19 protein-coding genes and 1 pseudogene are annotated in these 22,593 nt (G+C 62.4%); 8 read left to right on the top strand and 12 right to left on the bottom strand.

Features of this window, described 5'->3' with window-relative positions:
• Window positions 1–94: 94 nt before the first annotated feature.
• Both ACP15I_RS01035 and ACP15I_RS01030 read right to left on the bottom strand, forming a co-directional pair.
• A complete protein-coding gene (locus tag ACP15I_RS01035) occupies window positions 95–922 on the bottom strand; it encodes a winged helix-turn-helix domain-containing protein (RefSeq protein WP_424973525.1) in 828 nt (275 codons plus the stop codon).
• Between the two features lie 295 nt (window positions 923–1,217).
• The gene (locus tag ACP15I_RS01030) at window positions 1,218–1,913 is read right to left on the bottom strand and encodes an aspartate/glutamate racemase family protein (RefSeq protein ID WP_424973524.1); all 696 of its coding nucleotides are present in this window, start codon (window positions 1,911–1,913) and stop codon (window positions 1,218–1,220) included.
• Between the two features lie 89 nt (window positions 1,914–2,002).
• Between ACP15I_RS01030 and ACP15I_RS01025 the strand changes: the two genes are divergently transcribed.
• Window positions 2,003–2,368 (top strand): ArsR/SmtB family transcription factor, encoded by a 366-nt coding sequence (locus ACP15I_RS01025; protein WP_424973523.1) that lies wholly within the window; start codon window positions 2,003–2,005, stop codon window positions 2,366–2,368.
• Here ACP15I_RS01025 and ACP15I_RS01020 read toward each other — a convergent pair.
• Window positions 2,365–3,279, bottom strand: coding sequence for a LysR family transcriptional regulator (locus ACP15I_RS01020; protein ID WP_424973522.1), 915 nt, complete (start codon window positions 3,277–3,279; stop codon window positions 2,365–2,367). The two genes, ACP15I_RS01025 and ACP15I_RS01020, sit on opposite strands and share 4 nt — an antisense overlap.
• A gap of 110 nt (window positions 3,280–3,389) precedes the next feature.
• On the opposite strand from ACP15I_RS01020, the gene ACP15I_RS01015 reads away from it, so the two are divergent.
• The 7 genes from ACP15I_RS01015 to ACP15I_RS00985 all read left to right on the top strand — a co-directional run bounded on the left by ACP15I_RS01015 (window position 3,390) and on the right by ACP15I_RS00985 (window position 9,844).
• The gene (locus ACP15I_RS01015) at window positions 3,390–4,319 is read left to right on the top strand and encodes a ring-cleaving dioxygenase (protein ID WP_424973521.1); all 930 of its coding nucleotides are present in this window, start codon (window positions 3,390–3,392) and stop codon (window positions 4,317–4,319) included.
• A 12-nt stretch (window positions 4,320–4,331) separates the two neighbouring features.
• Window positions 4,332–4,958 (top strand): alpha/beta hydrolase, encoded by a 627-nt coding sequence (locus tag ACP15I_RS01010; RefSeq protein ID WP_424973520.1) that lies wholly within the window; start codon window positions 4,332–4,334, stop codon window positions 4,956–4,958.
• On the top strand, window positions 4,955–5,209 hold the full coding sequence (locus ACP15I_RS01005; protein WP_424973519.1) for a DUF1427 family protein: 255 nt from the start codon (window positions 4,955–4,957) through the stop codon (window positions 5,207–5,209). Before ACP15I_RS01010 ends, ACP15I_RS01005 begins: the two co-directional genes overlap by 4 nt.
• Window positions 5,210–5,279: 70 nt before the next feature.
• A complete protein-coding gene (locus ACP15I_RS01000) occupies window positions 5,280–5,969 on the top strand; it encodes a hydrolase (protein ID WP_424973518.1) in 690 nt (229 codons plus the stop codon).
• A gap of 65 nt (window positions 5,970–6,034) precedes the next feature.
• Window positions 6,035–7,894, top strand: a complete 1,860-nt coding sequence (locus tag ACP15I_RS00995) for an amidohydrolase (RefSeq protein ID WP_424973516.1) — start codon at window positions 6,035–6,037, stop codon at window positions 7,892–7,894.
• 89 nt (window positions 7,895–7,983) lie between these two features.
• Entirely contained in the window at window positions 7,984–8,280 is a 297-nt protein-coding gene (locus tag ACP15I_RS00990) for a GNAT family N-acetyltransferase (protein WP_424973515.1), read from the top strand.
• The gene (locus ACP15I_RS00985; RefSeq protein WP_424973514.1) at window positions 8,267–9,844 is read left to right on the top strand and encodes an MFS transporter; all 1,578 of its coding nucleotides are present in this window, start codon (window positions 8,267–8,269) and stop codon (window positions 9,842–9,844) included. The genes ACP15I_RS00990 and ACP15I_RS00985 overlap by 14 nt, the downstream gene beginning before the upstream one ends.
• A 131-nt stretch (window positions 9,845–9,975) precedes the next feature.
• On the opposite strand, the gene ACP15I_RS00980 is transcribed toward ACP15I_RS00985, so the two are convergent.
• From ACP15I_RS00980 to ACP15I_RS00940, 9 genes and pseudogenes are all read right to left on the bottom strand, one after another.
• A complete protein-coding gene (locus ACP15I_RS00980; RefSeq protein WP_424973513.1) occupies window positions 9,976–10,812 on the bottom strand; it encodes a DUF3883 domain-containing protein in 837 nt (278 codons plus the stop codon).
• Window positions 10,813–11,180: 368 nt separating this feature from the next.
• On the bottom strand, window positions 11,181–12,800 hold the full coding sequence (locus ACP15I_RS00975) for a formylglycine-generating enzyme family protein (RefSeq protein ID WP_424973512.1): 1,620 nt from the start codon (window positions 12,798–12,800) through the stop codon (window positions 11,181–11,183).
• A complete protein-coding gene (locus ACP15I_RS00970) occupies window positions 12,785–13,522 on the bottom strand; it encodes an alpha/beta hydrolase family protein (protein WP_424973511.1) in 738 nt (245 codons plus the stop codon). The genes ACP15I_RS00975 and ACP15I_RS00970 overlap by 16 nt, the downstream gene beginning before the upstream one ends.
• A 35-nt stretch (window positions 13,523–13,557) precedes the next feature.
• Window positions 13,558–15,789 (bottom strand): hypothetical protein, encoded by a 2,232-nt coding sequence (locus tag ACP15I_RS00965; protein WP_424973510.1) that lies wholly within the window; start codon window positions 15,787–15,789, stop codon window positions 13,558–13,560.
• 429 nt (window positions 15,790–16,218) lie between these two features.
• Window positions 16,219–16,476, bottom strand: a complete 258-nt coding sequence (locus ACP15I_RS00960) for a hypothetical protein (protein WP_424973509.1) — start codon at window positions 16,474–16,476, stop codon at window positions 16,219–16,221.
• Window positions 16,473–17,147 carry a YcbK family protein gene (locus ACP15I_RS00955; RefSeq protein WP_424973508.1) on the bottom strand — a complete coding sequence of 225 codons (675 nt, stop codon included), beginning with the start codon at window positions 17,145–17,147 and terminating at the stop codon, window positions 16,473–16,475. The genes ACP15I_RS00960 and ACP15I_RS00955 overlap by 4 nt, the downstream gene beginning before the upstream one ends.
• A 73-nt stretch (window positions 17,148–17,220) precedes the next feature.
• Entirely contained in the window at window positions 17,221–17,475 is a 255-nt protein-coding gene (locus ACP15I_RS00950) for a DUF6127 family protein (RefSeq protein ID WP_424973507.1), read from the bottom strand.
• A 55-nt stretch (window positions 17,476–17,530) separates the two neighbouring features.
• Entirely contained in the window at window positions 17,531–18,607 is a 1,077-nt protein-coding gene (locus ACP15I_RS00945) for a DUF2793 domain-containing protein (protein ID WP_424973506.1), read from the bottom strand.
• 9 nt (window positions 18,608–18,616) lie between these two features.
• Window positions 18,617–22,585, bottom strand: a pseudogene (locus ACP15I_RS00940) (baseplate multidomain protein megatron).
• Window positions 22,586–22,593: the final 8 nt, after the last annotated feature.

The raw sequence follows: 22,593 nt of genomic DNA, 5'->3' as shown, positions 1-22,593 counted from the left end.
TCCATCTGGTCTGGCAGGGCTCAGCGGAGCGTATCGGGGTCCCGGATGTGTGAGATTTCCGCAAGCGAGTTGCAAAAAATCTGCAAAAACCGGATCAGGTGACGAGCCGGTAGCCGACCCCATGGACCGTCTCGATCAGCACGGGGCGCGACTTGTCCGGGTCGAGCTTGCGTCGCAGATTGACGATATGCTGGTCCAGCGCCCGGGAGTTCGGCATGTAATCCCGCCCCCACCCGGCATCATAAAGCTCGTCCTTGGTCACCACCGCGCCACCGCGTTCCTCGAGAAGGGTCAGCAGTTTCAGATCGCGCGGGGTCAGCGACACCTCGAGCATATCGCGGATAGCCATATGTCGGTCCCGGATCAGGCTGAACCCCACGGGCGGAGAACTCGCCCGGCGTCGCAACCAGAGACTGGCACAGGCCAGCAGGAGACCCGCCGCCCCCAGCAAGAGCGCCGCGCCCCGCGCGGACCCCGCCGAGGCCAGAGACCCGGGGCGCAGCTCCAACGCCTCTTCCAGGGCCACGCGTTCGTAGATCACGCAGGCCGCAGGCATGGCCCTGCAATAGACAAGCTCATTGCCCGAGACGTCGAAGGGTGCCCAGGCCGCCGTGTCGACCTCGGCCATGAAGGCGTTCAGCCATCGTTCCGCATCATCCGAGAATTCATAGGGCAAAGGGGCCATGCCGTCCGGCGGCGGATAGCGGCGCGCGCCCTCCGCATCCCAGAGCATCGTGCGGACAAGCGGGATATCCTCCATCAGACGCCAGCTGACTTTATCGGGGCTGACCAGAAGGGCCGACAGCCGCTCGGCATCCTCTGCAGCGCGTTGCTCGGCCTTGGCCCAGGGGCCCGGAAGACCAAGCGCGACTGAGGCGCCGACGACGCAAACCATGCTCAGAATTGCCAGCAAGCGGATCATGGCGGGAGTTATAACGGAAAACCGACCCCTGTCGAACGTGGACATTCGTGCCGTCCCCACGCCGCATCTCGTCGATCGGAGGCGGCTTGTGGGGCGATGGGGCGATGACCCGGTCATGGGGGCGTGGCGCGCTGCGCCGTTGCGAGATCCATGCGCGGATGCGGGGCCGAAGTCCTGTGTCCGGCGCGCCGATGCCGCCGCCGCGCCGCGGGTTCGCGCGGGCCGCAAGGCCAAGATCATCGCGTCACGCAAAGACCGGGCCGAGCCCCCCAGCACACCGCGCGACTGGCTTGTGTCAGGTCCCAGCGTCTCCGCCAGCACCACGGTCGATGGCTTCCTGCAGCAAGGATTGAATATGGACCTCCACGGCATCGATCACCGGGAAAGGCAGGCTGTGCCCGTCAAAGGCCAACCCCAGATCGGTGCCCGCGAGCAGGATCGCCTCTGCGCCCTGCACCTCGACCATGCGCGTGGCCGTCTCCAGAAACATCTGCCGCTGGTCATCCCTGCAGGTCCCGGAGCGGGCCAGCGCCATATAGGTCGCGCCGATCCCGTCCAATCCGGTGTCGGGAACCACCGTCTGCACCCGATTCAACCGGTCAAAGAGATGTGTCGACATCACGGGCGGACTCCCCAGCAGCCCCAGAACCCGAATGCCCTGTGCCGCGCAAAACCGGTCGATCACTTCCACCCCGTCAAGCATGGCGATCCCGGCGAGGGCCTGGGTCTCGTCAAAGCAGAAATGACCAGTCAGCGCCGTGATCAGGGCGATGTCACACCCCGCCCCTTCGAGCGCTGCGAGATGGCGGGCAAAGACCCTGGCCTGCCCGGCGCGATCATCGGCTTTGGCATGTGCCGCGAGATCCTCGATACTGGCATGGGATATGGTCAATGAAAGCGGCAGCTGCGCAGCGCCGAACGCCGCCACGAGGCGCTGGTAATACAGGACCGTCGCAGCCGGGCCTATTCCACCGATCAGTCCGATATGCATCCACCATGTCCTTGCCCGGGCCCGTCGCGGGGACCGTGCAATCTATATTTACATGTGTCAATATAGCGGCTCCCGACGGATAGGGCCGGATGTCCACTGACCTTCAAATCCTCAAGGCGCTCTCGAACGAGAAGCGGCTCTTGATCATGGAATGGATCTCGTCCCCGCGCGCTCATTTTCCCGAGCAGCGGGACGGAGACCTCGTCGAGGACGGCGTGTGCGTCGGCTTCATCACCCAGAAGATCGGGTTGTCGCAGCCGACGGTCACCTCCCACATGAAAATCCTCGAAGCCGCGGGGCTCGTCACCGCAAAATCCATCAAGAACTGGGTGTTCTACAAACCAAACAAGGCGCTGGCCCGCGCCACGCTGGCACAGCTCGCCGGAAAGTTCGCAGACGCAGATGCCCCCGCACCATCGCAGGACCCACGCGCGGGGGACGCCCGGCCAGACTAGCTGTCGAACGCGAACCCCGTTTCATCCGCCAGATAAGCCTCAAAGAACTCCGTGAAGGTCGCCACGAGCGGCGGGAGCGCTTCATAGGGCGGGTAGTAGAGCGAGAGCCACAAGGAGGGCAGATCCCAGTCCGGGAGGATGACATCAACCTCCCCGCGCGCGACACCCTCGGCCACGTGAAATTCCGGCAGGACGGCGATCCCGAGCCCTTTGCGCGCCACCCGGTACAACAGATCACCATTGTTGGAATGCAGCGACTGCCCGGCGGTCACCAGCCGCTTGGCGCCCGCTTTCTCGAACCGCCAGACCTCTCGGTCCGGTGTGTCGCCATAGGACAGGCAGATCTTCGGATCCAGATCCTCCGGCGTCTGCGGTCGGGGGTAGCGGTCAAACAGGGAGGGTGCCGCCACGGCGCGCATCGGGATCTCGCACAGCTTGCGCCAGATCGTGGACTTGTCCGTCGGGGGCTCGGACACCCGGATCGACAGATCGCTGACCTCCGCCACGATATCCACGAGCCGGTCCGTGAGCCGGATATTCAGATCGATATTCGGATAGGCCAGTTTGAAACTGTCGATCAGCCCGGGCATGAGCCGCAGACCAAAGGCCATCGGCGCATTGATCGAGAGCCGACCGCGATGGGGCTGCATCTCGCGATCAAGGTCGCGTTTCACCTGATCGAAGGCCTCGAGAATGGGCTTGTAGCGCGCCGCGACCAGCGCCCCGGTGGAGGTCAGCGACACCTGCCGGGTCGTGCGCAGAAGGAGCTGTTGGCCAAACTCCTCCTCCAGCCTGGCGACGATCCGGGTGGCCGAGGCCGCCGTCATCCCAAGGGATTTCGCGGCGGCGGCAAATCCCTGAAGGCGCGCCACCTCGAGAAACACCCGAATGGGTTTGAGGTCCTGTTGCATCGTTATTAGTGATCCAAATCAGTATAGTTTCTGAATTTTCATTGATATAGTTTTTCTCAATCCAGCGTCTACCTCTGTCTCAACTGATGTCACAAGCTTTGAGGCGGACCATGGAAAAACTGATCAAGGGGCTGCATCACGTCACGTCGATGGCTGCGGATGCCCAGCAGAACAACGCGTTCTTCACCCAGACGCTCGGGCTGCGGCGCGTCAAGAAAACCGTGAATTTCGACGCGCCGGAGGTCTATCACCTGTATTACGGCGACGAGGTCGGCACGCCGGGCTCGGTCATGACCTATTTTCCCTTCGGCCCCATGCCCCGTGGCCAAAGGGGGGCGGGCGAGGTCGGCGTCACTGAATTCGCCGTTCCGAAAGGGGCGCTGTCCTTCTGGAAACCGCATCTGGCGGCGCAGGGCGTCACCGGCCTGACGGACAGCACATTTCTGGGTGAGGCCCGCCTGACCTTTGACGGGCCCGACGGGGACAGTTTCGCCCTCGTCGAGGCGGATCCCGATGGCCGGACTCCGTGGACGGGCGGGGCCCTGTCGGCAGAGACCGGCGTGCTGGGTTTTCACGGCGCGCGGTTCCGCCTGCGGGACACGGCTGCGACCGGCGAGCTTCTGTCTTTCATGGGATACCAGAAAGAGGCCACTGAGGGTTCCGTGACCCGCTACCGGATCGACGGGGGCAACGCCGCGAGAACGATTGATCTCGAAGAATTGCCCGACGCCCGGCACGCGACCCAAGGCGCCGGATCGGTCCATCACATCGCCTTCGCCGTCGAGGATCGCGCCGCGCAGCTCGACATGCGCAAGGCCCTGATGGACACCGGCTATCAGGTCACGCCCGTGATCGACCGGGATTACTTCTGGGCGATCTATTTCCGGACACCGGGCGGGATCCTGTTCGAGATCGCCACCAACGAGCCCGGCTTTGATCGCGACGAGGACACCGCCCATCTCGGTCAGGCGTTGAAGCTGCCGGACCGCTACCAGCCCTACCGCGCGCAGATCGAGCGGACCCTGCCCGAGATCGCCTGAGGAGACATGCCCATGACCGACACCTCCTATACCGCGTTGACCAAACCACCTGCGCAGGGTGCGCCTCTGGTGCTCGCCCTGCACGGCACCGGCGGGGACGAGCACCAGTTCTTCGCCCTCGCGCAGGACCTCGTGCCCGAGGGCGGCGTGATCTCGCCGCGCGGTGATGTCTCCGAGCGGGGGGCCGCCCGGTTCTTTCGGCGCAGCGGCGAAGGGGTCTATGACATGGCGGACCTGCGGCGCGCCACGGCGAAGATGATCGCCTATGTGGAAGGCTGGAAATCCCGGTTCCCGGAAAGCCCGGTCTTCGCCTTTGGCTATTCGAACGGGGCCAATATCCTGGCCTCGGTGATGATGGCGCGGCCCGACCTGATCGACCGGATCGGGCTTCTGCATCCGCTGATCCCATGGGCGCCGGGCCCGTCCGAGGGGCTTGACGGGCGCAGGATCCTCATCACAGCGGGGCGGAATGACCCCATTTGCCCCTGGCCCCTGAGCGAGGAACTGATCCGCTGGGCAGAGGCCCAGGGCGCCCATGTGGCAACCTCGATCCACGAGGGTGGGCATGAGTTGCGGCGCGAAGAGGTTCTGGCCCTCGCCGCCCTGTTCTCGGGCCGCGCCCGGGAGGCCGCGGCATGAGCTGGACCCCGTACCTGTTGTCCCTCGCTGTCGGCGTGGCGGTGGGCGGGCTCTATGGCCTGCTCGCGGTGCGCTCGCCCGCCCCGCCCATCATCGCGCTGCTCGGGCTTCTTGGGATGCTGGCGGGCGAGGCCGGCGTGCAATGGCTGAAAGGCCATGCGCAACCCGCCGCCGAGGCCCTGCACCTGAAGTCCTTCGCGGTCGGCGAGACCAGCGATACCCGCCCGAACCGCGAGCAACAGGACAGCTGAGCCCGAGCCCACGCGCCTCGCAGATCAGCCGGGCGCGCATGCCCTTCCCCGACAGAGAAAGGAAAACCCCATGTCGATCCTCGAAGTGCTGACACCGCAGAACAGTCAGCTGATCTTTATCGACCACCAGCCGCAGATGGCATTCGGCGTGCAATCCATCGACCGCCAGACCCTCAAGAACAACACGGTGGCGCTCGCGAAGGCCGGCAGGATCTTTGACATTCCCACCGTGATCACGACCGTCGAAACCGAGAGCTTTTCCGGTCATACCTATCCCGAACTTCTGGAGGTGCAGCCCGACGCGCCGCTGCTGGAACGCAGCTCGATGAATTCCTGGGATGACCAGAAGGTGCGCGATGCGCTGGCTGCGGGCGCGCGGGATGGGCGCAAGAAGATCGTCGTGTCCGGCCTGTGGACCGAAGTGTGCAACCTCACCTTCGCCCTGAGCTGCATGAACGACACAGATTACGAGATCTACATGGTCGCAGACGCATCCGGCGGCACCTCGGTCGATGCCCATAACTACGCCATGGACCGGATGTTGCAGGCAGGGGTGATCCCCGTCACATGGCAGCAGGTTCTTCTGGAGTGGCAACGGGATTGGGCCCGCAAGGACAGCTATGATGCTGTGATCGGCCTGGTTCAGGAGCATTCCGGCGCCTACGGGATGGGCGTCGATTACGCCTACACCATGGTTCACAAGGCGCCCCGGCGCGGCACGCATGCCGGGGAAACCCTCGCGCCCGTTCCCGCGACCTAGCGCCCTGTGCGCGGCGGGGTGCAGGGCCCCGCCGCTCCGATCCCGACCCGAACTGGAGGCCAGCCTTGACCGATCTCATCTTGCATAACGGGCGTCTGACGACGCTCGATCCCGAAACGCCCGACGCCACCGCGATCGCGATCCGGGATGGCCGGATCGCCGCCGTCGGGCGGGATGCCGACATCATGAAACTGGCCGCGGATGGGACAACGGTGATCGATCTTGGCGGCAAACGGGTCATTCCCGGCCTGAACGATAGCCACACCCACCTGATCCGCGGCGGGCTGAGCTATAACATGGAGCTGCGCTGGGAAAACGTGCCCTCGGTCGCCGATGCGCTGGCCATGCTGCGCAAGCAGGCGGACAACACGCCCGCGCCGCAATGGGTTCGCGTGGTCGGCGGCTGGTCCGAGTTTCAGTTCGCCGAGCGGCGGATGCCGACCCTGGACGAGATCAACGCAGCCGCCCCGGAGACACCGGTCTTCATCCTGCATCTTTACGCGCGTGCTTTGCTGAACCGGGCCGCGCTCAGGGCGCTGGGGATCGACAAGGACACCCCCAACCCGCCCGGCGGCGAGATCGCGCGGGACGCAAACGGCCATCCCACGGGGATGCTGATCGCGCGGCCCTCGGCCCTGATCCTCTATGCGATGTTGGCCCAGGGGCCGAAACTCCCGCTGGAAGACCAGATCAACTCCACCCGCCATTTCATGCGCGAGCTGAACCGGCTCGGGGTCACGTCGGTGATCGATGCCGGGGGCGGCGGACAGAACTATCCAGATGATTACGACGTGGTGCAAAAGCTCCATGACGAGGGGCAGCTCACCCTGCGCATTGCCTATAACCTCTTTGCACAAACCCCCGGGCAGGAGCTGACGGATTATGAAAAATGGGTCGCCATGACCGAGCCCGGCGCAGGCGATCACTGGCTGCGGATGAACGGTGCCGGGGAAAACCTTGCCTGGTCGGCAGCCGATTTCGAGAACTTTCTGGAGCCGCGCCCGGATCCGGCACCGGTCATGGAGGCGGAGCTTGAAAGGATCGTCGAGCTTCTGGCGACGCATGAATGGCCGTTTCGGATCCATGCCACCTATGATGAGACCATCGACCGGTTCCTGACCGTGTTCGAGCGCGTGAACCAGAACCAGCCTTTCAAGACCCGCTTCATCATCGACCATGCCGAAACGATCTCGCCGCGCAACATCGCGCGCATCAAGGCGCTGGGCGGCGGGATCGCCACGCAGCACCGCATGGCCTTTCAGGGGGAGTACTTCGTGGATCGCTACGGGGCGCAGGCGGCGCGCGCCACGCCGCCGATGCGCGAGATGCTCGATGCCGGTTTGCCGGTCGGCGGGGGCACCGATGCCACCCGGGTGGCCAGTTATGATCCCTGGGTGGCCATGCACTGGCTCACCACGGGCAAGACCGTCGGGGGGCTGACCCTTTACGGCGACGAGAACCTGCTGACCCGGGAAGAGGCGCTGGCCATCTGGACCACGGGCTCCGCGTGGTTTTCCGGCGAGCAAGACGTCAAGGGCAGCTTGCGGGCCGGGATGTATGCCGATCTTGCGGTTCTATCCGCAGATCTGATGCAGGTCCCCGATGACCGGATCCGGTCGATCACCTCCGTGATGACGGTTGTCGGAGGGCGGATCGTCTTTGCCGAGGGCGAGTTTGCAGAGCACAACCCGCCGCTTCCGCCCGCGAGCCCCGACTGGTCCGCCAACGCCCTCTTCGCGAGCCCGGCAGAGCGCGATGTCCCTCTGGCACCGGCCCAGCTCAGCATGCGCGCCTGCCATGACGGCTGCGCCTCGGGCTGCGGATTGCACGGGCACCAGCATGGCATCGCGTGGGCCTCGCCGATCCCTGTGTGGGACAAGGGCGCCTTCTGGGGGGCGCTAGGATGCTCCTGCTTTGCGGTCTGAGCCAATTTGGGCGGTCCGGCCATCCGGTCAGCCCTGAGTAATCCTGACACCTAGCCCCCCCCCTTCCCCCTTCGAAGAGAGACACATCCATGAGCGACCTGCACATCACCCGCAGCGATACAGACAGCAAGGCGCGGTACCTTGCGACCATCGACGGTCTGGAGGGCGCGGGCGAACTCACCCTGTCGAAAGCCTCCGCGACCCTGATCGTGGTCGATCACACGGCGGTTCCAGACACGATGCGCGGGCGGGGCGTTGCCAAGGCCCTGGCCCGGGCGGTGATCGCGGATGCGCGCGCCGCCGGTCAGAAAATCGTCCCGCTATGCCCGTTCTTCAAGGCCTATGTCGCGCGCCACAGGGAGGACACTGCCGATGTCATCGCCTGAGACGCCCGGCGCCTTCACCCCGTTCAGGCACCGGGCCTTCGCCCTGCTCTGGACCGCGACGCTGATCTCGAACATCGGCACCTGGATGCATGATGTGGGCGCGGGCTGGTTGATGACGACGCTCAATTCCAGCCCCTCGGTCGTCACGCTGGTGCAGGCGGCAACGACCCTGCCTGTCTTCCTCTTTGCGCTCTTCGCGGGCACGCTGGCGGACCGGCTCGACAAAAGACGGATGCTGATCCTGATCAATGTGGCAATGACGGTGGTGATCAGCCTTCTGACGCTGCTGGTCTGGCAAGAGGCGATGACGCCGCTTCTGCTGATCCTCTTCACCCTTGCGATTGGCACCGGGGCGGCCTTCATGGCCCCGGCCTGGCAGGCGGTCGTGCCGCAGCTTGTGCCGCGCGACACGCTCAAACCCGCGATCGCGCTGAACTCCATGGGGATCAATATCAGCCGCGCGATCGGACCTGCTTTGGCCGGGGTGCTGATCGCAGCGATTGGCCTTGCCGCGCCCTTTGCCCTGAACGCGCTGAGCCATCTGGTGATCATTCTAGCGCTCATCCTGTGGCGACCTGAGGCGCCGACCCCGCGCAGGACAGGCGGCTCGATCCCCGCCGAGATGGCCACGGGCCTGCGCCATGTGCGCCACAACCCGGCGATGCTGGCGACCCTGATCCGGGCCCTGGCCTTCTTCCTCTTCGCGTCGGCCTATTGGTCCCTTCTCCCGCTCATCGCCCGGCAGGCCGAGGGCGGCGGGTCCGCCCTTTATGGCAGCCTGATGGCCCTGATCGGGGCCGGCGCGGTCACCGGCGCGCTGGTGCTTCCCCGGCTGCAGGGCCGGTTCACCTCTGACCGGACCGTGATGGGCGGAACCATTGGCACGGCGCTCGCACTGCTGACACTGGCCGCGGCGACAACGCCTGAGGCGCTGATGCTGGCCGCGTTTCTGGGGGGGCTGAGCTGGATCGCGGTTCTGACCTCGTTCAATGTCTCTGCCCAGATGGCCCTGCCCGATTGGGTCCGTGCGCGGGGTCTCGCGGTCTTTCTGATGGCATTTTTCGGCGCAATGGCCCTCGGCTCGGTCCTCTGGGGGCAGGTGGCAAGCCTCACCTCCGTTCCCGTTGCGCTTGGGATTGCAGCCCTCGGACTGATCCTTGGTCTGCTGGTGACGCGGCGTTTCGAGGTTGGACAGGGCGAGGCGCTGGATCTGTCCGCCGCCGCGCTTTGGCCCGAAGCCCCTGCCCTTGCAGATCCCGAAGCCCGGGACCGCCCCGCCCTGGTGACCGTTGAATACAGGATCGCCGAGCAGGACCGGGACGCGTTCACCGCCGCGATCCGGGCGTTCTCGAAGGAGCGATACCGCGATGGCGCAACGCGCTGGCACCTCCACCAAAGCGTCGAGGAGCCCGGCCTCTGGATCGAGAGCTTTCACCTGCCGAGTTGGGCGGAGCATCTGGCGCAACATGAGCGTGTGACCCAAACCGATGCCGACCTGCAGGCCCGCGTCACACGGTTCGATCAACGGGAGGGAGGCCCCGTGGTCAGGCACTTCGTCGCCTGATCCGCCGCAAGGGTCCGACCACACTTGGCCAGCGCCCCCCTGGGGCTTGGCCAGAGAGACGCGCCGCGCGCCGAAAGACACAGAAAGACCGCTTGAGTGACCGGATCACGGGGCTCCGCGCAGGCCGGACCTCAGTGGAACCGCGCCTGAAAGGACGTCGCCGTGAGGGACACATGGGCCTCCAGAGGCGGATGGAGCTCGAAAGCCTTCGGGGCACGCGCGAAGTTCCATACTCTGAACAGGCACCACTCCCGACGACGTTTTTCGGCGACCGCCAACTCGTTGCGCGACAGGTGAAACGGGGTCCGCTCCCAGCCGTTGGTAGTTTTCACCTCGATCAGGCGAGATCGCCCATCCGGCGCGAAGCTTGCGATATCATAGCCCGCGCCATCGCCATCTTCTTTGGACACCCAACGCACCTTGCGGGCGAGATCCTCGCGCCCTGCGGATCGCAGAGTGCTCTGCTCATGGGCCAGAACGCGCGCCTCGCCCGCCTCGCCAAGTGCGCGGTTCCTGTCGTCGCGCGCGGCCACGTCGAACTTGCGCGCAATCTGCAGCATCTGCTCCAGCTCCTGCGGCGGCGGGCGGTTCGACACCGTGGGCGCAGGCCCGACCCAGAGAGTCGCAGCCTCCTGCATCCCTCCTGCCACCGCCCCGTTCCGCGTGCGACTGAGCCAGACCGGGTGCGCCGCCAGCCACCGCGCGACGGCGTCGACCAGCGTCATCTGGAAATTGAACGCGGGCTTGTATCCGGGAATCCAGTCCTCGCCGAGCCCTTTCAGAACCGCACTGATGTTCTGGTGCTTGAATTCGACCGATCCCTCCGAGCGGTCATTGAGCCTCGGCAAAAGCGCACGACGATGCGCGGCCTTGTTATAAGGGCGCCCCGCGATATCCTCGGCCAGCATCGCGAAGTAATCCGCAACGATCAGGTCATTCTCGCCATCTGTCCAGGGGCCGTTTGACATGGGGCCAGGCTAGGCAGAGACCGCAGCGCTGTCACCAGAGGTTTTGCGCGCTGAAGCAGCTCATGGCGCGCCCCCCGCTGGGTGAAGCCCCGTCGCAACCAAGCAGAACCTGGGTTTGTGAAACGGCCAGCTCAACTGGGCAGGGTTTGAAAAGCCAGCGAATGCTCGTTCAAATGCCGGCGCAAGCGACTCTCCGCGCATTAACGGGGGGATCTGGCCGCCGCTCCGCGCCGAGAAGCGCGTCAGAACGCGCAAGCGACGCCCCCTCTGACAAACAGGACCAAGCCCGGCCACAGAACCTTGGGATGCGAGGGAAAATGGCGGAGGGAATGGGACCCCCGTCGAACCTTCTCCAATCTATACTGTTATCACCGGCAGATCACCAACCTAAACCCAGTCTGCGGATCGTACCCCGGCCGCGCAGCTACTTGGGTGTTGCGAACCCAAGATCGAACACACTCTCTGTCGTACGAGTAACTTCCACCACGGACAACGTACCTATCGCTGGCGGAAACATGAGCCAAATCAATCTTTTCCCCGATCACTTCATCCCCCCAAGACGAAGAGGGCGGCACCTTTGAACTGGTCCACTCACGAACGTTACCCGCCATATCGGAGCAACCGAAGATGCTGTCACCACCCGGCGAGCACGCGAATGCTCTGCTTGTCCTTCCAAGAACTTGATCCGCGTTACAGAGAGCCTGGTCGAATTCGTTTCCCCACGGATACTGCCGACTCTCATGTCCCCGCGCCGCGATTTCCCAAAATTCTTCCGGTGGAATCTCGACAGAAGACCCGCACGGCAGGAGGCTTTCTTCCGTAAGGGTTTGTGTCACGTACTCTGCAAATAGCATTGCTTCGGCAATGTTCATACTAACAACCGGCAACAAGAGGTCATCATTAATACGCGACCACGACGGAGCAGCCTCACAGAAGAGTAACCAGTCACTGTAGGTTACAGGTCTATTTAAGATCCGAAAGGACGGCACACTTACAAGCCTAGGACTAGCCGGCGGCTCACTCAATTTTTCAATTGAGTTTTCTCCAATTGAGTATTCGCCAGAAGGTACGTCGACAAAGGCGTCCACGAACTCCCTGAGGCGTTTCCTATCTGGCGACGTCCTTGGACGAACGGTTTTCCGAGCGGCCTCAACAATCAAGTCTTCGCCATTTGAAAGAAAACGAAAAGTAGAAGTCGACCGAAGGATTCCAGGCTCGAATTCTTCACCAACTTCCATCAACCAGAAAAGCGCTTGAACGCGCGTCCTTCTGTGATTTGATGAGCTATGGTACGAAATATTCGTCGCTTCAGCATCCAACATTCTCGTCAAGGTATCAGACTTCTGCTCAGCTCTGCTCCCATGAATAAATTTTTCAAAGTCTACGCGATCACTGAAGATAGCTCGCTCCGTCCAAGCTACTTCACTCGGTCGCTCACCAACAATCTTCTCAAGTTTGATATCCGATGCTTCGACGCCGAGATCCAGGAGCCGCTCCGCGATGTCAACAATGGCGCCTAATCGGACCGGATTTTCCCTGAGACTTAGGGTCCCCCAGCTTAGCGATATAAGCTCTGCCAGCATTGCATAGATGATTACCCCATCAGCGAGAACGTATGACGATAGCAAGACATTCTTGGGCAATTTCAAATTTGAAATGCCTGGCTTCCCCGACCTCCAAAAAAGGATAATGAAGCGCGCTTTGGAATTGGAGACGTGCTCGAGAAATTCTGAGACTTCCATAAACTCGCACCGGCCAATTCGAATCTGTGTTCCGCGGAGCTCGCAGATCATGATTGCCAACCGGTCGTTGAAGTGGCGAAGTCGCCTTTCAAGGTTCCTTTTGTTCCAGTGTGCGCCACTAGTGGCATGCGAGAAAGAAGCGATCTTGAAGCGCAACGATGCTTCTTCCAGCTGCCTATCTTCTAGGCTGCTGGGGAGGTTGCTTAAGAGCGTAACGGATGGCCTTGAGGTTAGGAACTCAACCATCTGCGGACGATTTGGTGCGTGTATTGGCGCTCGCTCGAAGATTGCAGCCCGTGGTCGCCATCGGGGTGCAGGTGAAGTTCGACCGGCCCACGAGCTTCGATCGCGCCACGCACCGACTGCTGAAAGGGAACTGCAGAATCAGCCTTCCCATGGATAAGAAGACAGTCATGTGCAGGTAGACTAAAAAAAGTAGAAAAGTCACATTCGTTTATCTGCCTCAGAAACGCGCCTCCCATCTCCATTCCATCAACATCAACGTAGCCGTTCTTTTGGGCGATGTCGTAGTGCTCTCCAGAAAGAAATGGCTTCAAATCAGTGTCGGTTAGATCAAAGGCAGGCCAAAGAAATACGTGCCGTTCAGCTTGCTGAGACCAATCCAACGCAGCAACTGTAGCGCCCATGCTCTCTCCAACAACTATTAGTGGGTTTGGACACCTTTGCCGCACAAAGTCCAGCATCGCAGAATAGTCTTGCCGCATGGTCTCGAGATCAAAATCTCGTTGTGAGCCGTCACTGCTACCCGAGCCAAAAAAATCAAACTGACATACCCAGAAGCCGTCTTGCACAGCATATTTACTTATCTCATCAAAGATATTCTCGTTTCCTCGAAGATCGCCTTGGGGGCCGCCGTGAAGGCACAGCAATGTACCAAGCGCTCCCTCGCTCTCGCGGATTACCACATTTAGGTTGCCTGTTGCAGATTTTACAATTTCAGCCGACATCACCGATTCCTCTCTTATATTTGCGCCGCAGCAGTTTAATCACCGCCGATTGGATAAATGGATAGCCAAAGCTGGAAAGGCAATCTTTGTCCCACTCGGACTGCCGAGCCCGCCGCCAGTAGCGCTCTCGCCTCTTCTAATTCATTGTCCATTTTAAGCCGCGAGAACTCTGAACCGGCTGTGCGAATCTTGGCAAGCCCTGTAGAAAACCCCTTTCCAAGCAGCCTCCGTGATTTCGCTAACGCCACTTGACCAACAAACATTTGGCAGCGTGCAACATGCCTTGCGTCTTCATAGTCTTCACCGATCGAGAGCGCCTCATCTGCCATCCTCTGCGCATCATCCAAATTTCCCAAAGCTGCAGATAGCCTTGCTTCTTCAAGTGAGGCATAGGCGCGCCCGCGCTGCCAACCTGCCTGCTCGCAAGCACTTTTCATTTGATCGACCAGATCACTGACAGAGAGTGAGTCACTCTCTGTCAGTGGCATCGTTACTTCACGAAGCCGGATGCATATCTTGAGGTAGATCGCATCAATCAGGTTTGTGAGATCGTGCTTCACATCAGGATGTTGAAGCACGAAGTCAACGGATCTGTTCGCCTCAAAAAATTTGCTCTTTCCGTCGCGGTAGAAGGTTGAACCAAGCGCCCTCTCTGCGCGCAAAACATCGTTCGTGCTTGATGAACGCAACGCCAACTGCTTCGCCCGATCTATATGGGTCCTGGCAATTTCAGTTTGCCCAAGCACCGTGGCAACGGATCCTGCCGAGCAAATAACCCAAGATGCTAATTCTGGACTCCCCTTCTTCTCGAGGGATCTTCCCACCTCAAGCCCAAGCAGAATCCGCTGTTCAAAGTACCCACGGTTGTAGAGAAGCTCACAAAATGATTGGTATAAATCAAATAGAAGTGAAGCTTCGATCGATTCTGAAATGTCGTCAAAAATGGGCTTCAGGATTGACCTATCTGCATAAAACTCTGAGTATTGCGTATGCAGCCCCTTTATCTCGTCGAAGCTTGAAAAAAACTGAACCAGATTTGCTATAGCTGCGGATCGCCCATAGCTATACTTTCTGTTGTATTCCCCTGAAATGTTATCGGCGGCATATCCCGAAAATTCGATAGTGCCTGCATCGGCATCGCCTCGAAAGAACACTGATGGAGTGAGAGCCAGTTGCTGCTTGATCTCCTTAACATCCTGATCCTCAAGATTGAAGACATGCGACAGAAGTTTCCAGGATGCTTTTCCTCCATAGCGCGCTACAAAAACAAGTGCGCGTCGTCTACTGTCGTTCATGTGCGAGATAGGCTTGAGGATTGCTGTGCGTACTATGCCAGCTTCGTCGCCTGTCTCGCTTAAGAGTAGGAATAGAGCCTCTCGAGATTCACTATTTCGGACAGCGGCAGTTATTGGGACGAAAGCACCCTTAGTTGCCTCAATCACTTGGTCTAAGTCTGAGGCGCTCAAAGCTCGAATTGATTGGCTTGACGAGGCCTGGCAAATAAGTTCGATCTGGCTACGCTCGAGAGGATGGAGCGAAATACGCGCAATATCGGGCGCATCGAATCTAACGGATGGTTGCGATGTGAAAACAAACCGAAACTTAGTAGACGTTCGACCCGGAAGCGCCAGAATGATATTCTGGTCAGAGGCGAGCAGATAATCTAAATTACCTAATAGAGTTGAGCAGTAGCGAGATTGCGATAAGACCGCAATGCGCTCCAGTTTCCGGTCAACACCTTCTTGCGTGGAGACCGAGACGTTGTTGGCTTCCAAAATGCTGTCGAGCACCGCCTCTGCGGATTGCTTGGCCGCACAATCGATTAGGATGAAGCTGCATTCAGATGGTTCTGAGTTCTCAGGATAGCCGATATCCTTTAACGCAGCGATCCCAAGCTCCGTTCGTCCTGACCCGGAGGGTCCAGATACGATCGCAGACGTGCGCTCCAAGACGGACCTAACAATCCTTGAGAACTGAGGGTGCCAATGAATGCTCTCAACAGCAGGAAATTTGTCATGGCTATTTGATTTATGGCTTTCTTTTATCGTGAGATTTCCGCGGAGAAGGCCGCTTACAGTTTTTAACAACCGGGTTACGCCGCGAGAAATCGTGACAATAAGGCGCCAGATTAGTTTTCGTGTTAAAACGAGAATGCTGAGTAGGATACCAGCCAACACGCTTGCAGTTACTCCCCAGAAGACGCCTTGGTCAGTTTGGGAACAGATCGCAAGCACATTGCAAAGTGGTTCGTTAAAGGCATCAAGCATTGGAAATCAGGACAGAATTGATGACCGTGGCATTTGGAGACGTTCGTCACTCAATAGATCATATGGCACGTTCGTTCCCCTATAGGATTCACTCCGCTAGGGTTTTGGCCCTATGCGCTCAGAGGTAGCATGTGGAGGCTACTGTCGCTAGCAGGAAACCTGCCGCTGCCAGTGAAGGCGTATGTCACGCGTTTGGTCGAGCGCGCGCATTGGTGCGAGGAGTCTCTTTCAAGAGATGTACGCGAGCGACGCCGGCGCTATTTGGGAACGCCCTTACAGACGGCAGCTTGCGCCCGCATCACAGCGTAGTCGCTCAACATCTCTGCGATCGGCGAACTTTCCGGTAGCAAAGACAGTTCCTCGCCTGCCCGCTCCTGGAACTCCCTGCTGTATTCCACGACCGGCGGACATGCTGCCACGCCGCCAGATTCAAAACCCGCCGTCGCGCAACCGGTCAACAAGCTCGTCGCGATTACGAGGACGGCGAGCCGCCGCCTCCAGCATCCTTCGCTGAACCTCATTGGTTTTCTCCAAGGTCTCGAGCTGCTCGGCCAAGCGACCGACGCGCTCGCCAGAACGGCGCAGGGCCAGCAGGAACAGAAGGATCGCGAGGGCGGTGACGCCGTAGCGGAGCGCTGTGCTTGCCCATGACGATCCGACGAGCGTGGCGACAAGCCCGCCGATCACCGCCGACCCCGTTTCCAATCGTCGAGCCGCGCGTAGATTGTGACCGCAATCCCCCCGAGCGCGACAGCGATGAACACCCAACGGAGCGTGTCGAGATACGGGACGAGCGGAAGGATGGCGGTCTGCGTCTCAGCAAGCATCTGCTGAACCACCTCCACGCCGGCTGCGCCCAGAGTTGCGACACATGCGGCCCCACCGCCTTTCATGGTGCGGCTTGCAGCCAGAACTTCGCGCGCGGGCGGCGTGTCCTCGACGAAGGCCGTCGACCGGATCGGGAACCGATCGCCCCACTGGCGGGCTGGGCCGAGGTCGATGTGCATGAACCCCGAGCGCGGATAGAAACCGAACCCGAGGAGCCCGACCTCCCGCGCCGCCGCTTCGAACGCCAACGGATCGTGGTTCGACATGGCGATGTCGAAGGCCGCGCCATCCATATGCTTCGAGCGCGCCGCGCCGCCAACGGCGCGGTTGTGCTCGGGGCTGCGATAGGCAGAGCGTACGATCAGCGGCTTGCCCAGCCGGTCGCGCAGCGCCTGCAGCTTGTCCAGCGCCGGCTCATTGACGAGCAACTTACCCGTTCCGCGACAGGCGATCTCGGCGGGGCTGAAATTCGGCCAGCGCCAGGCACTTTGCGGTACATCTCGCCAATGGTGGTAAAACGTCGTCATCATGGTGTTCTCCAGAAACAGAAAGACCCGCCACTTGGGCGGGTCAGTTGGGCTAACGGTTTGGGATCGTGAGCAGCTATGGACCGCCGCCGAAGATTTTGAGCTTGATCGCGATGCCCGCGAGCAGCGCTAGCATTACGCCGGTGGTGATCATGCGGACGGCGGTCTGCATCGCGGTGCGGCGCACCAGGCGGACGCAGTCGAGCAATGATCGCAGGTCGCGGATATCGAGCGCTGCCTCTTCACCATCGAGGCCGACATCGGCCAATGCGCGTTTTGCGCCTTCCTCTGCGGCGCGAGCCAGCATGGCCTCGAACTCGGCGTCGGGCATGCGGACGAAGCCCTGATCGGATCGGGGTGGTGTTATGGGTCAGTCCTCCCGATGCTCAGCCGATCTTGCAGCCCCAAAGGGACGTGTGATCGGCCGCGAAATACCCATCCTGCGCGCGGAAATACCCCTGGAGCTCAACCGTATCGCCAGCGGTCAGCAGCACCATCGTCTGCAGCCAGAGGACCGTGGCTTCCGAGACATGCGCGCCACTAATCTCCCCGTAAGAGCCTCGGATTTCGGTCGCGCCGTTCAGCACGAGACGACCGCGCATCCGGGCTGAGGTGCTGGAATTGACCTTGTAGAGCAGCGTCGCGCCGAACAGGTAGGTGCCGTCCACGGGCGCTGTGAACAGGTTGGTCCCGGCATCAAAGGCACTCTGATCGTTATAGTCGGTGTTGTTGAGGCCGATCTTCGTCCAGGTCCCGACGCCGACATAGTTGTCGTAGTTCGTGTACGCCTTGAAGCGCGGCAGTTGCGGCTGATCGACGATGCCGGTGGCGTTGTCGACGCTCAGCCCGTCGAAGAAGGTGCTGCCGTCGGCCGAGACCGCGAGGCGGAAGCGGTCGGAGCCGAACAGCCCCACCAGCGCCTTGGTCACGAAACCGGTCTGCATTGTCAGCCCGAGATCGTCGCCTGCGGCCTCCTTGTTCATGGTGTAGAACAGATCGCCGGTGCCCCCCTCGGCTACGGTCTTCGCCGTCCAGAGCGCGGCATTCAGCTTGGCCGAGAACGGGTTCGACGTGTCCGCCGTCGTGCCGAGCCCGAGCAGTGCCATGTTCTGTAGCGCCGTAGGCGTGGTCCCGACCCAGCTCGCGCCGTCGTAGACGAGCAGCAGCCCCTCGTCCTCGACCCATGCCCGCCAGCCTGTTCGTGGCGGCAGGCGCAGCCAGGCCCCATCCGTGAACAGCGCCACGTTCAGGTCCCAGCCCACCCAGTCGCCCGTCGCGCCCGAGGCGACGATGTAGCGGTCGCCATCGGCCGGGCTGCCAAGCGGCGCCGTCAGATCCCGGTCGAGGACTGAGAGATGGACTAGCCCGTCGAGCAGCCGCAGCGCCTCGTTGTGGGTGACGTGCTTCTGGGCCTGCGCCGCGAGGATGTAGGGCAGCAGGAGATGGGTCGTGGCGTCGGACATGGGATGGCCTCAGAGTATCAGCGTGACGGTCTTGGGCGCGCCCCGCCCCACGAGGGCGGAGAGCTGGAAGAGGCGGATATCGAGCGTGTCGCCTGGCCCGAGCGGCGCACCCCAATCTGCTATTTGCTGGGCGGCCGCATAATTCGCACTGGTTGTGGTCGCGCTCAGCACCCGTTTCACGGCAACGCCATCGAGGATCTCGACCTCGTAGGCCTCCAACTCTTCGGTCAGCGGCACATCCAACCCGCCCCAGCTGTCGGCCGGGAGCGCGCGCGACCGGCGCGTCCAGCGGATGGTCAGGTCCCCGGAAGCGCGCGGCCTGCGCCACGGCTGCTCGACATGGGCGACGGAGAACGGCCGCAGCCCGACACCCGAAGGCGTGAAGGCCTGCGCGACATAGATCTCGTCGCTCACCGGGCGGCTCGCGGGGCCGATGCGCCAGTTCCAGGGGAGCCCGAGATCGGCCTCGGCGATGGGCAGCGAGGCGAGGCTGTCGTCGAGCGCCACGACCCGGGCGCCTGCCGGAGCCGGATTGCCCATCGCGTTCTCGGTGCCGCGCTGGCCGCGCAGGAGGCGCGTCAGACGATAGCGGCCCGGCGCCAGCAATTCGGCCACGCCCGCCTGCACGAGCTCCCAGACCCCGGGCGCGCTCTCGATGGCGAGCGCATTGGCACCGCCGAAGAGCGTCAGGTCGGTGATACTCTCCAACGTGCCCGAGAGCAGATCGACCGCGAGGACGTTGCCGAGATCAAAGCGCGACGTCGGCCCCGCATAGAAATCTGAGACCAGCGCCCCGATCCGGGCCCGGCCACCAAATGTCGTCAGCAGTTCAAACCCGTCCGTCGATGGGCTGCGGAACACTGCCATCTCGCCCGGCCAGGGAACGGCATGAGCTACGGCAAACGGGCGATGGGCCGCCTGATCCTCGGTCAGTTGCGGCAGGTCCAGAAACACTGCCTCGGGTGCGCCGAACACCACGGCTCCTGAAAGTGACGACTGTCGTGGCGATCCGGGCGGCAGGTCGTGGGCCTCGCGATCCTGGCGGACGGCTTCGATGCCGCGTGCCTCGGCATCCGCGATGGAGACCAGCCGCAACGGGATGTGCCGCCCGTCATGTGCCAGCGTGACGACATCGGCCGGATCCAGCGCCAGCCGCGAAGGCGGCAAGCGAAACGCTGCCGTCTCCCGCCCGGTCCAGGCTTCCATCAACGCGCGGCGGCAGCGGCGCTCGGCCTCCTCTGGCGGCACTGCCATGGGAAAACTCTCTGAGGCGATCCGGGACGTGTCCACGGTGATGCGGCTCGCCTCAACAAGGGCGGCGTCGTAATCCTCGTCTGCACGGGCCACCTGCCACTTCAGCGCCTGTGGCAGTTCGGTTTCCTGCGCGCGTGTCAATTCCAGCACATCGCCTTCGCGGGCAGCCACCAGATCGTCATGTGTTGCGTTTGCGACTGCGGCGCGCCCCCGCATGACAAACCGGATCACCCCCTCGGTCTCGACAGCATCGAAGCCGAAATGGCGCGACAGCGTGGTGATGGACGCGCGCGGGCTCTCCAGCGCGCCGATGGCGTAACCCTCGACTGCGCCCCAGAGGCCGGTGACGCCGATCCGTTCCTCGGGAAACCCGGCGCGCAGGCAGAGGTGCCGGACGAGTGCCGCCAGCGACACCGCGCCGAGCCGCCCGGTCAGCCAATGTCCGAGGCGCCAATTCGCGCCATCCGTCCAGACATCGGTGAGCGCCGGGAAGAAAGGGTACGGCCGCGCGTCCCAGGTCCAGGCGGCGCATTCGGGCACATGCACCATCCGGCCGCCGTAGACCGAGGACACAGGGTTGTTCGCTGCCTCGCCCCACCAGAGGTACGTCGCCTCCAGATAGGCGCGCTGAATCGCGTCATCGCGCCGGCCCCGCGAGAAATGCGGCGTGAAACTCTCGGACGACTTCGGGTCGAAGAACACGTTCGGCTGGTTCGTGCCACGGTCGATGGCCGGGCAGCCGAGTTCGGTGAACCAGACCGGCTTGGACTGCGGCGCCCAGGCCGTTGGCGTCCCGCTCTCCACTCCGCCCGGGCGGTTGTAGTGGGGGTTCGACCACCAGGCGCGCAGATCCTTGTAGCGGAAGACCCATGGCTTGGCCGCCGCGCCGTCCGTGATCGGGGTGCGCACCTGCGCCGAGCGATCCGCCGTGCTGGCATAGAACCAATCGAAGCCTTCGCCGCCCGCGATGTTCTCCTGCAAATAGGCGCGGTCGTAGATCGCGGGCCAGCCCTCGGCCGCGTCCGCATGCTCGAACCCATCGCGCCAGTCTGACAGAGGCATGTAATTGTCGATCCCAACGAAATCGATCTCGGGATCGGCCCAAAGCGGGTCGAGGTGAAAGAACACGTCGTCGCTGCCGTCGCCCGGCTGGTGCCCGAAGTATTCCGACCAGTCGGCGACATAGCTGATCTTCGTCCCGGATCCGAGGATCGAGCGCACATCGGCAAGCAGATCCCGATAGGCCTGCACCGCCGGATAGGTTGCCGCGCCCGATCGGATCGTCGTCAGCCCCGGCATCTCTGTGCCGATCAGAAAGGCATCCACCCCGCCCGCCGCCGCGCAGAGATGGGCGTAGTGCAGTACCATGCGCCGCAGGCCCCAGTCGCCGGATGGTCCGGTCCAGCTTACGCTTTCGCCCAAGACGCTTTAGCTCGCGGGCGTCGCCGCGCCGAACAGCGCGGCGACCTGACTGGCGGCCGTGGCGGTCTTGTCTACGGTCCCCGCGTAGCCAGCTGCCGGGGAACAGGTGATCCGCCCCCTCCAGGGGAACGCGGGTTGTCCGGTCTCGGCGGCATTGTCCGAATATGGGTTCGGCAACAGGTTGTCCGGCGGCACGTCCATCAGGATAAACGGATAGAAAGTGACGCGTAGACCGCGCGCCTTCATCTCCTGGATTGCCTGCACGACAGCGAAGTCTGCGGGCGTGCCGCCATAGACAGGCCGGTCCTGATCATCGCGGCTGACCAGAAAGGCGTTGGCCCGGCTGATGCCATTCACGGACCATGTCGACGGCGTGGTCGATTTCGCGGTGACCTCAACGCCCGGCCGCACATCGCAGTTTCCAGCGCGCAGATCGTCGCCAAACCAGGCGACCACCAGCGAAACACTTTCGACCTTTGGGGCCATGGTCTGCAGACGGTCCAGCGCCACAACCATGTCGGCGGTGTCGGTCAGCGCGTTGAGGTTCTCGGGCTCGGACGACCCGCTACTGCCCTTCCGGATGCCCTGCGTGGCATAGGCGAACTCACCTGATGCCGGGATCATGGTGACCGCCTGTGTCAGCCCTTCCGCCGTGTCCGGATCAGCCAGCGGGCGGAACACCTCGAAACTCAGCTGCGGGATGCGGTTGCCGTAATTCCCGAGCGGCAGGTCCTCGAAAACGACATAGGCCGTGCCGCGATATGCTGGCGTGTTGGCCACGCCCATCTTCGCGGACATAAGCGGATCGGCAGTCTGGCTTTCGTCGCCGGGATACCAGCGCCGGGTGATCCCGGCGGTGTCCAGTAGCTTCCCGTCGGCCCAGATACGGCCAATGCCGGTGATCGGCCCCTCGCACAGTGCGACCGCGAAGCTGGCATAGTAGAAGTATTCGGTAGTTTTGGCCTTACCGCCACCCCCGCCACCCTTGCCGCCGCCCTGCGTGGTGGTCTTGGTCTCCTCGCGGAAATCCGTCGCCCAGATGATATTGCCGCCGATCCGCATGCGGCCATAGAGGCGCGGGATCACCGCCCCTTCGGTCGCCGATGTGATGCGCAGATTGTCCATCCGCGCGCCTTCGATCCGCTGGGTCGGCGCCAGAGACGAGATGATCCAACTGTCGACAACCGAGCCAATGGTGGAGCCGATGAAGCCACCGATTGTGGCGGCGCTGACGCCGAGGATTGCACCGCCTATCGAACCGCCAATGGCGGCGCCAGCGGCACCGAGAACGAGGGTGGCCATGTCGGGGT

Origin of the sequence: Dinoroseobacter sp. S124A (assembly GCF_049801015.1) — a bacterium.
Lineage (GTDB): Bacteria > Pseudomonadota > Alphaproteobacteria > Rhodobacterales > Rhodobacteraceae > Dinoroseobacter.
Note: the sequence above shows the minus strand (reverse complement) of the source record. Positions and strands in the feature narration are given on the sequence as shown.

Coding starts and splice junctions, on each gene's coding strand:
- ACP15I_RS01035 (WP_424973525.1), bottom strand. CDS start 922: ATGATCCGCTTGCTGGCAATTCTGAGCATGGTTTGCGTCGTCGGCGCC.
- ACP15I_RS01030 (WP_424973524.1), bottom strand. CDS start 1,913: ATGCATATCGGACTGATCGGTGGAATAGGCCCGGCTGCGACGGTCCTG.
- ACP15I_RS01025 (WP_424973523.1), top strand. CDS start 2,003: ATGTCCACTGACCTTCAAATCCTCAAGGCGCTCTCGAACGAGAAGCGG.
- ACP15I_RS01020 (WP_424973522.1), bottom strand. CDS start 3,279: ATGCAACAGGACCTCAAACCCATTCGGGTGTTTCTCGAGGTGGCGCGC.
- ACP15I_RS01015 (WP_424973521.1), top strand. CDS start 3,390: ATGGAAAAACTGATCAAGGGGCTGCATCACGTCACGTCGATGGCTGCG.
- ACP15I_RS01010 (WP_424973520.1), top strand. CDS start 4,332: ATGACCGACACCTCCTATACCGCGTTGACCAAACCACCTGCGCAGGGT.
- ACP15I_RS01005 (WP_424973519.1), top strand. CDS start 4,955: ATGAGCTGGACCCCGTACCTGTTGTCCCTCGCTGTCGGCGTGGCGGTG.
- ACP15I_RS01000 (WP_424973518.1), top strand. CDS start 5,280: ATGTCGATCCTCGAAGTGCTGACACCGCAGAACAGTCAGCTGATCTTT.
- ACP15I_RS00990 (WP_424973515.1), top strand. CDS start 7,984: ATGAGCGACCTGCACATCACCCGCAGCGATACAGACAGCAAGGCGCGG.
- ACP15I_RS00985 (WP_424973514.1), top strand. CDS start 8,267: ATGTCATCGCCTGAGACGCCCGGCGCCTTCACCCCGTTCAGGCACCGG.
- ACP15I_RS00980 (WP_424973513.1), bottom strand. CDS start 10,812: ATGTCAAACGGCCCCTGGACAGATGGCGAGAATGACCTGATCGTTGCG.
- ACP15I_RS00975 (WP_424973512.1), bottom strand. CDS start 12,800: ATGGTTGAGTTCCTAACCTCAAGGCCATCCGTTACGCTCTTAAGCAAC.
- ACP15I_RS00970 (WP_424973511.1), bottom strand. CDS start 13,522: ATGTCGGCTGAAATTGTAAAATCTGCAACAGGCAACCTAAATGTGGTA.
- ACP15I_RS00965 (WP_424973510.1), bottom strand. CDS start 15,789: ATGCTTGATGCCTTTAACGAACCACTTTGCAATGTGCTTGCGATCTGT.
- ACP15I_RS00955 (WP_424973508.1), bottom strand. CDS start 17,147: ATGATGACGACGTTTTACCACCATTGGCGAGATGTACCGCAAAGTGCC.
- ACP15I_RS00950 (WP_424973507.1), bottom strand. CDS start 17,475: ATGCCCGACGCCGAGTTCGAGGCCATGCTGGCTCGCGCCGCAGAGGAA.
- ACP15I_RS00945 (WP_424973506.1), bottom strand. CDS start 18,607: ATGTCCGACGCCACGACCCATCTCCTGCTGCCCTACATCCTCGCGGCG.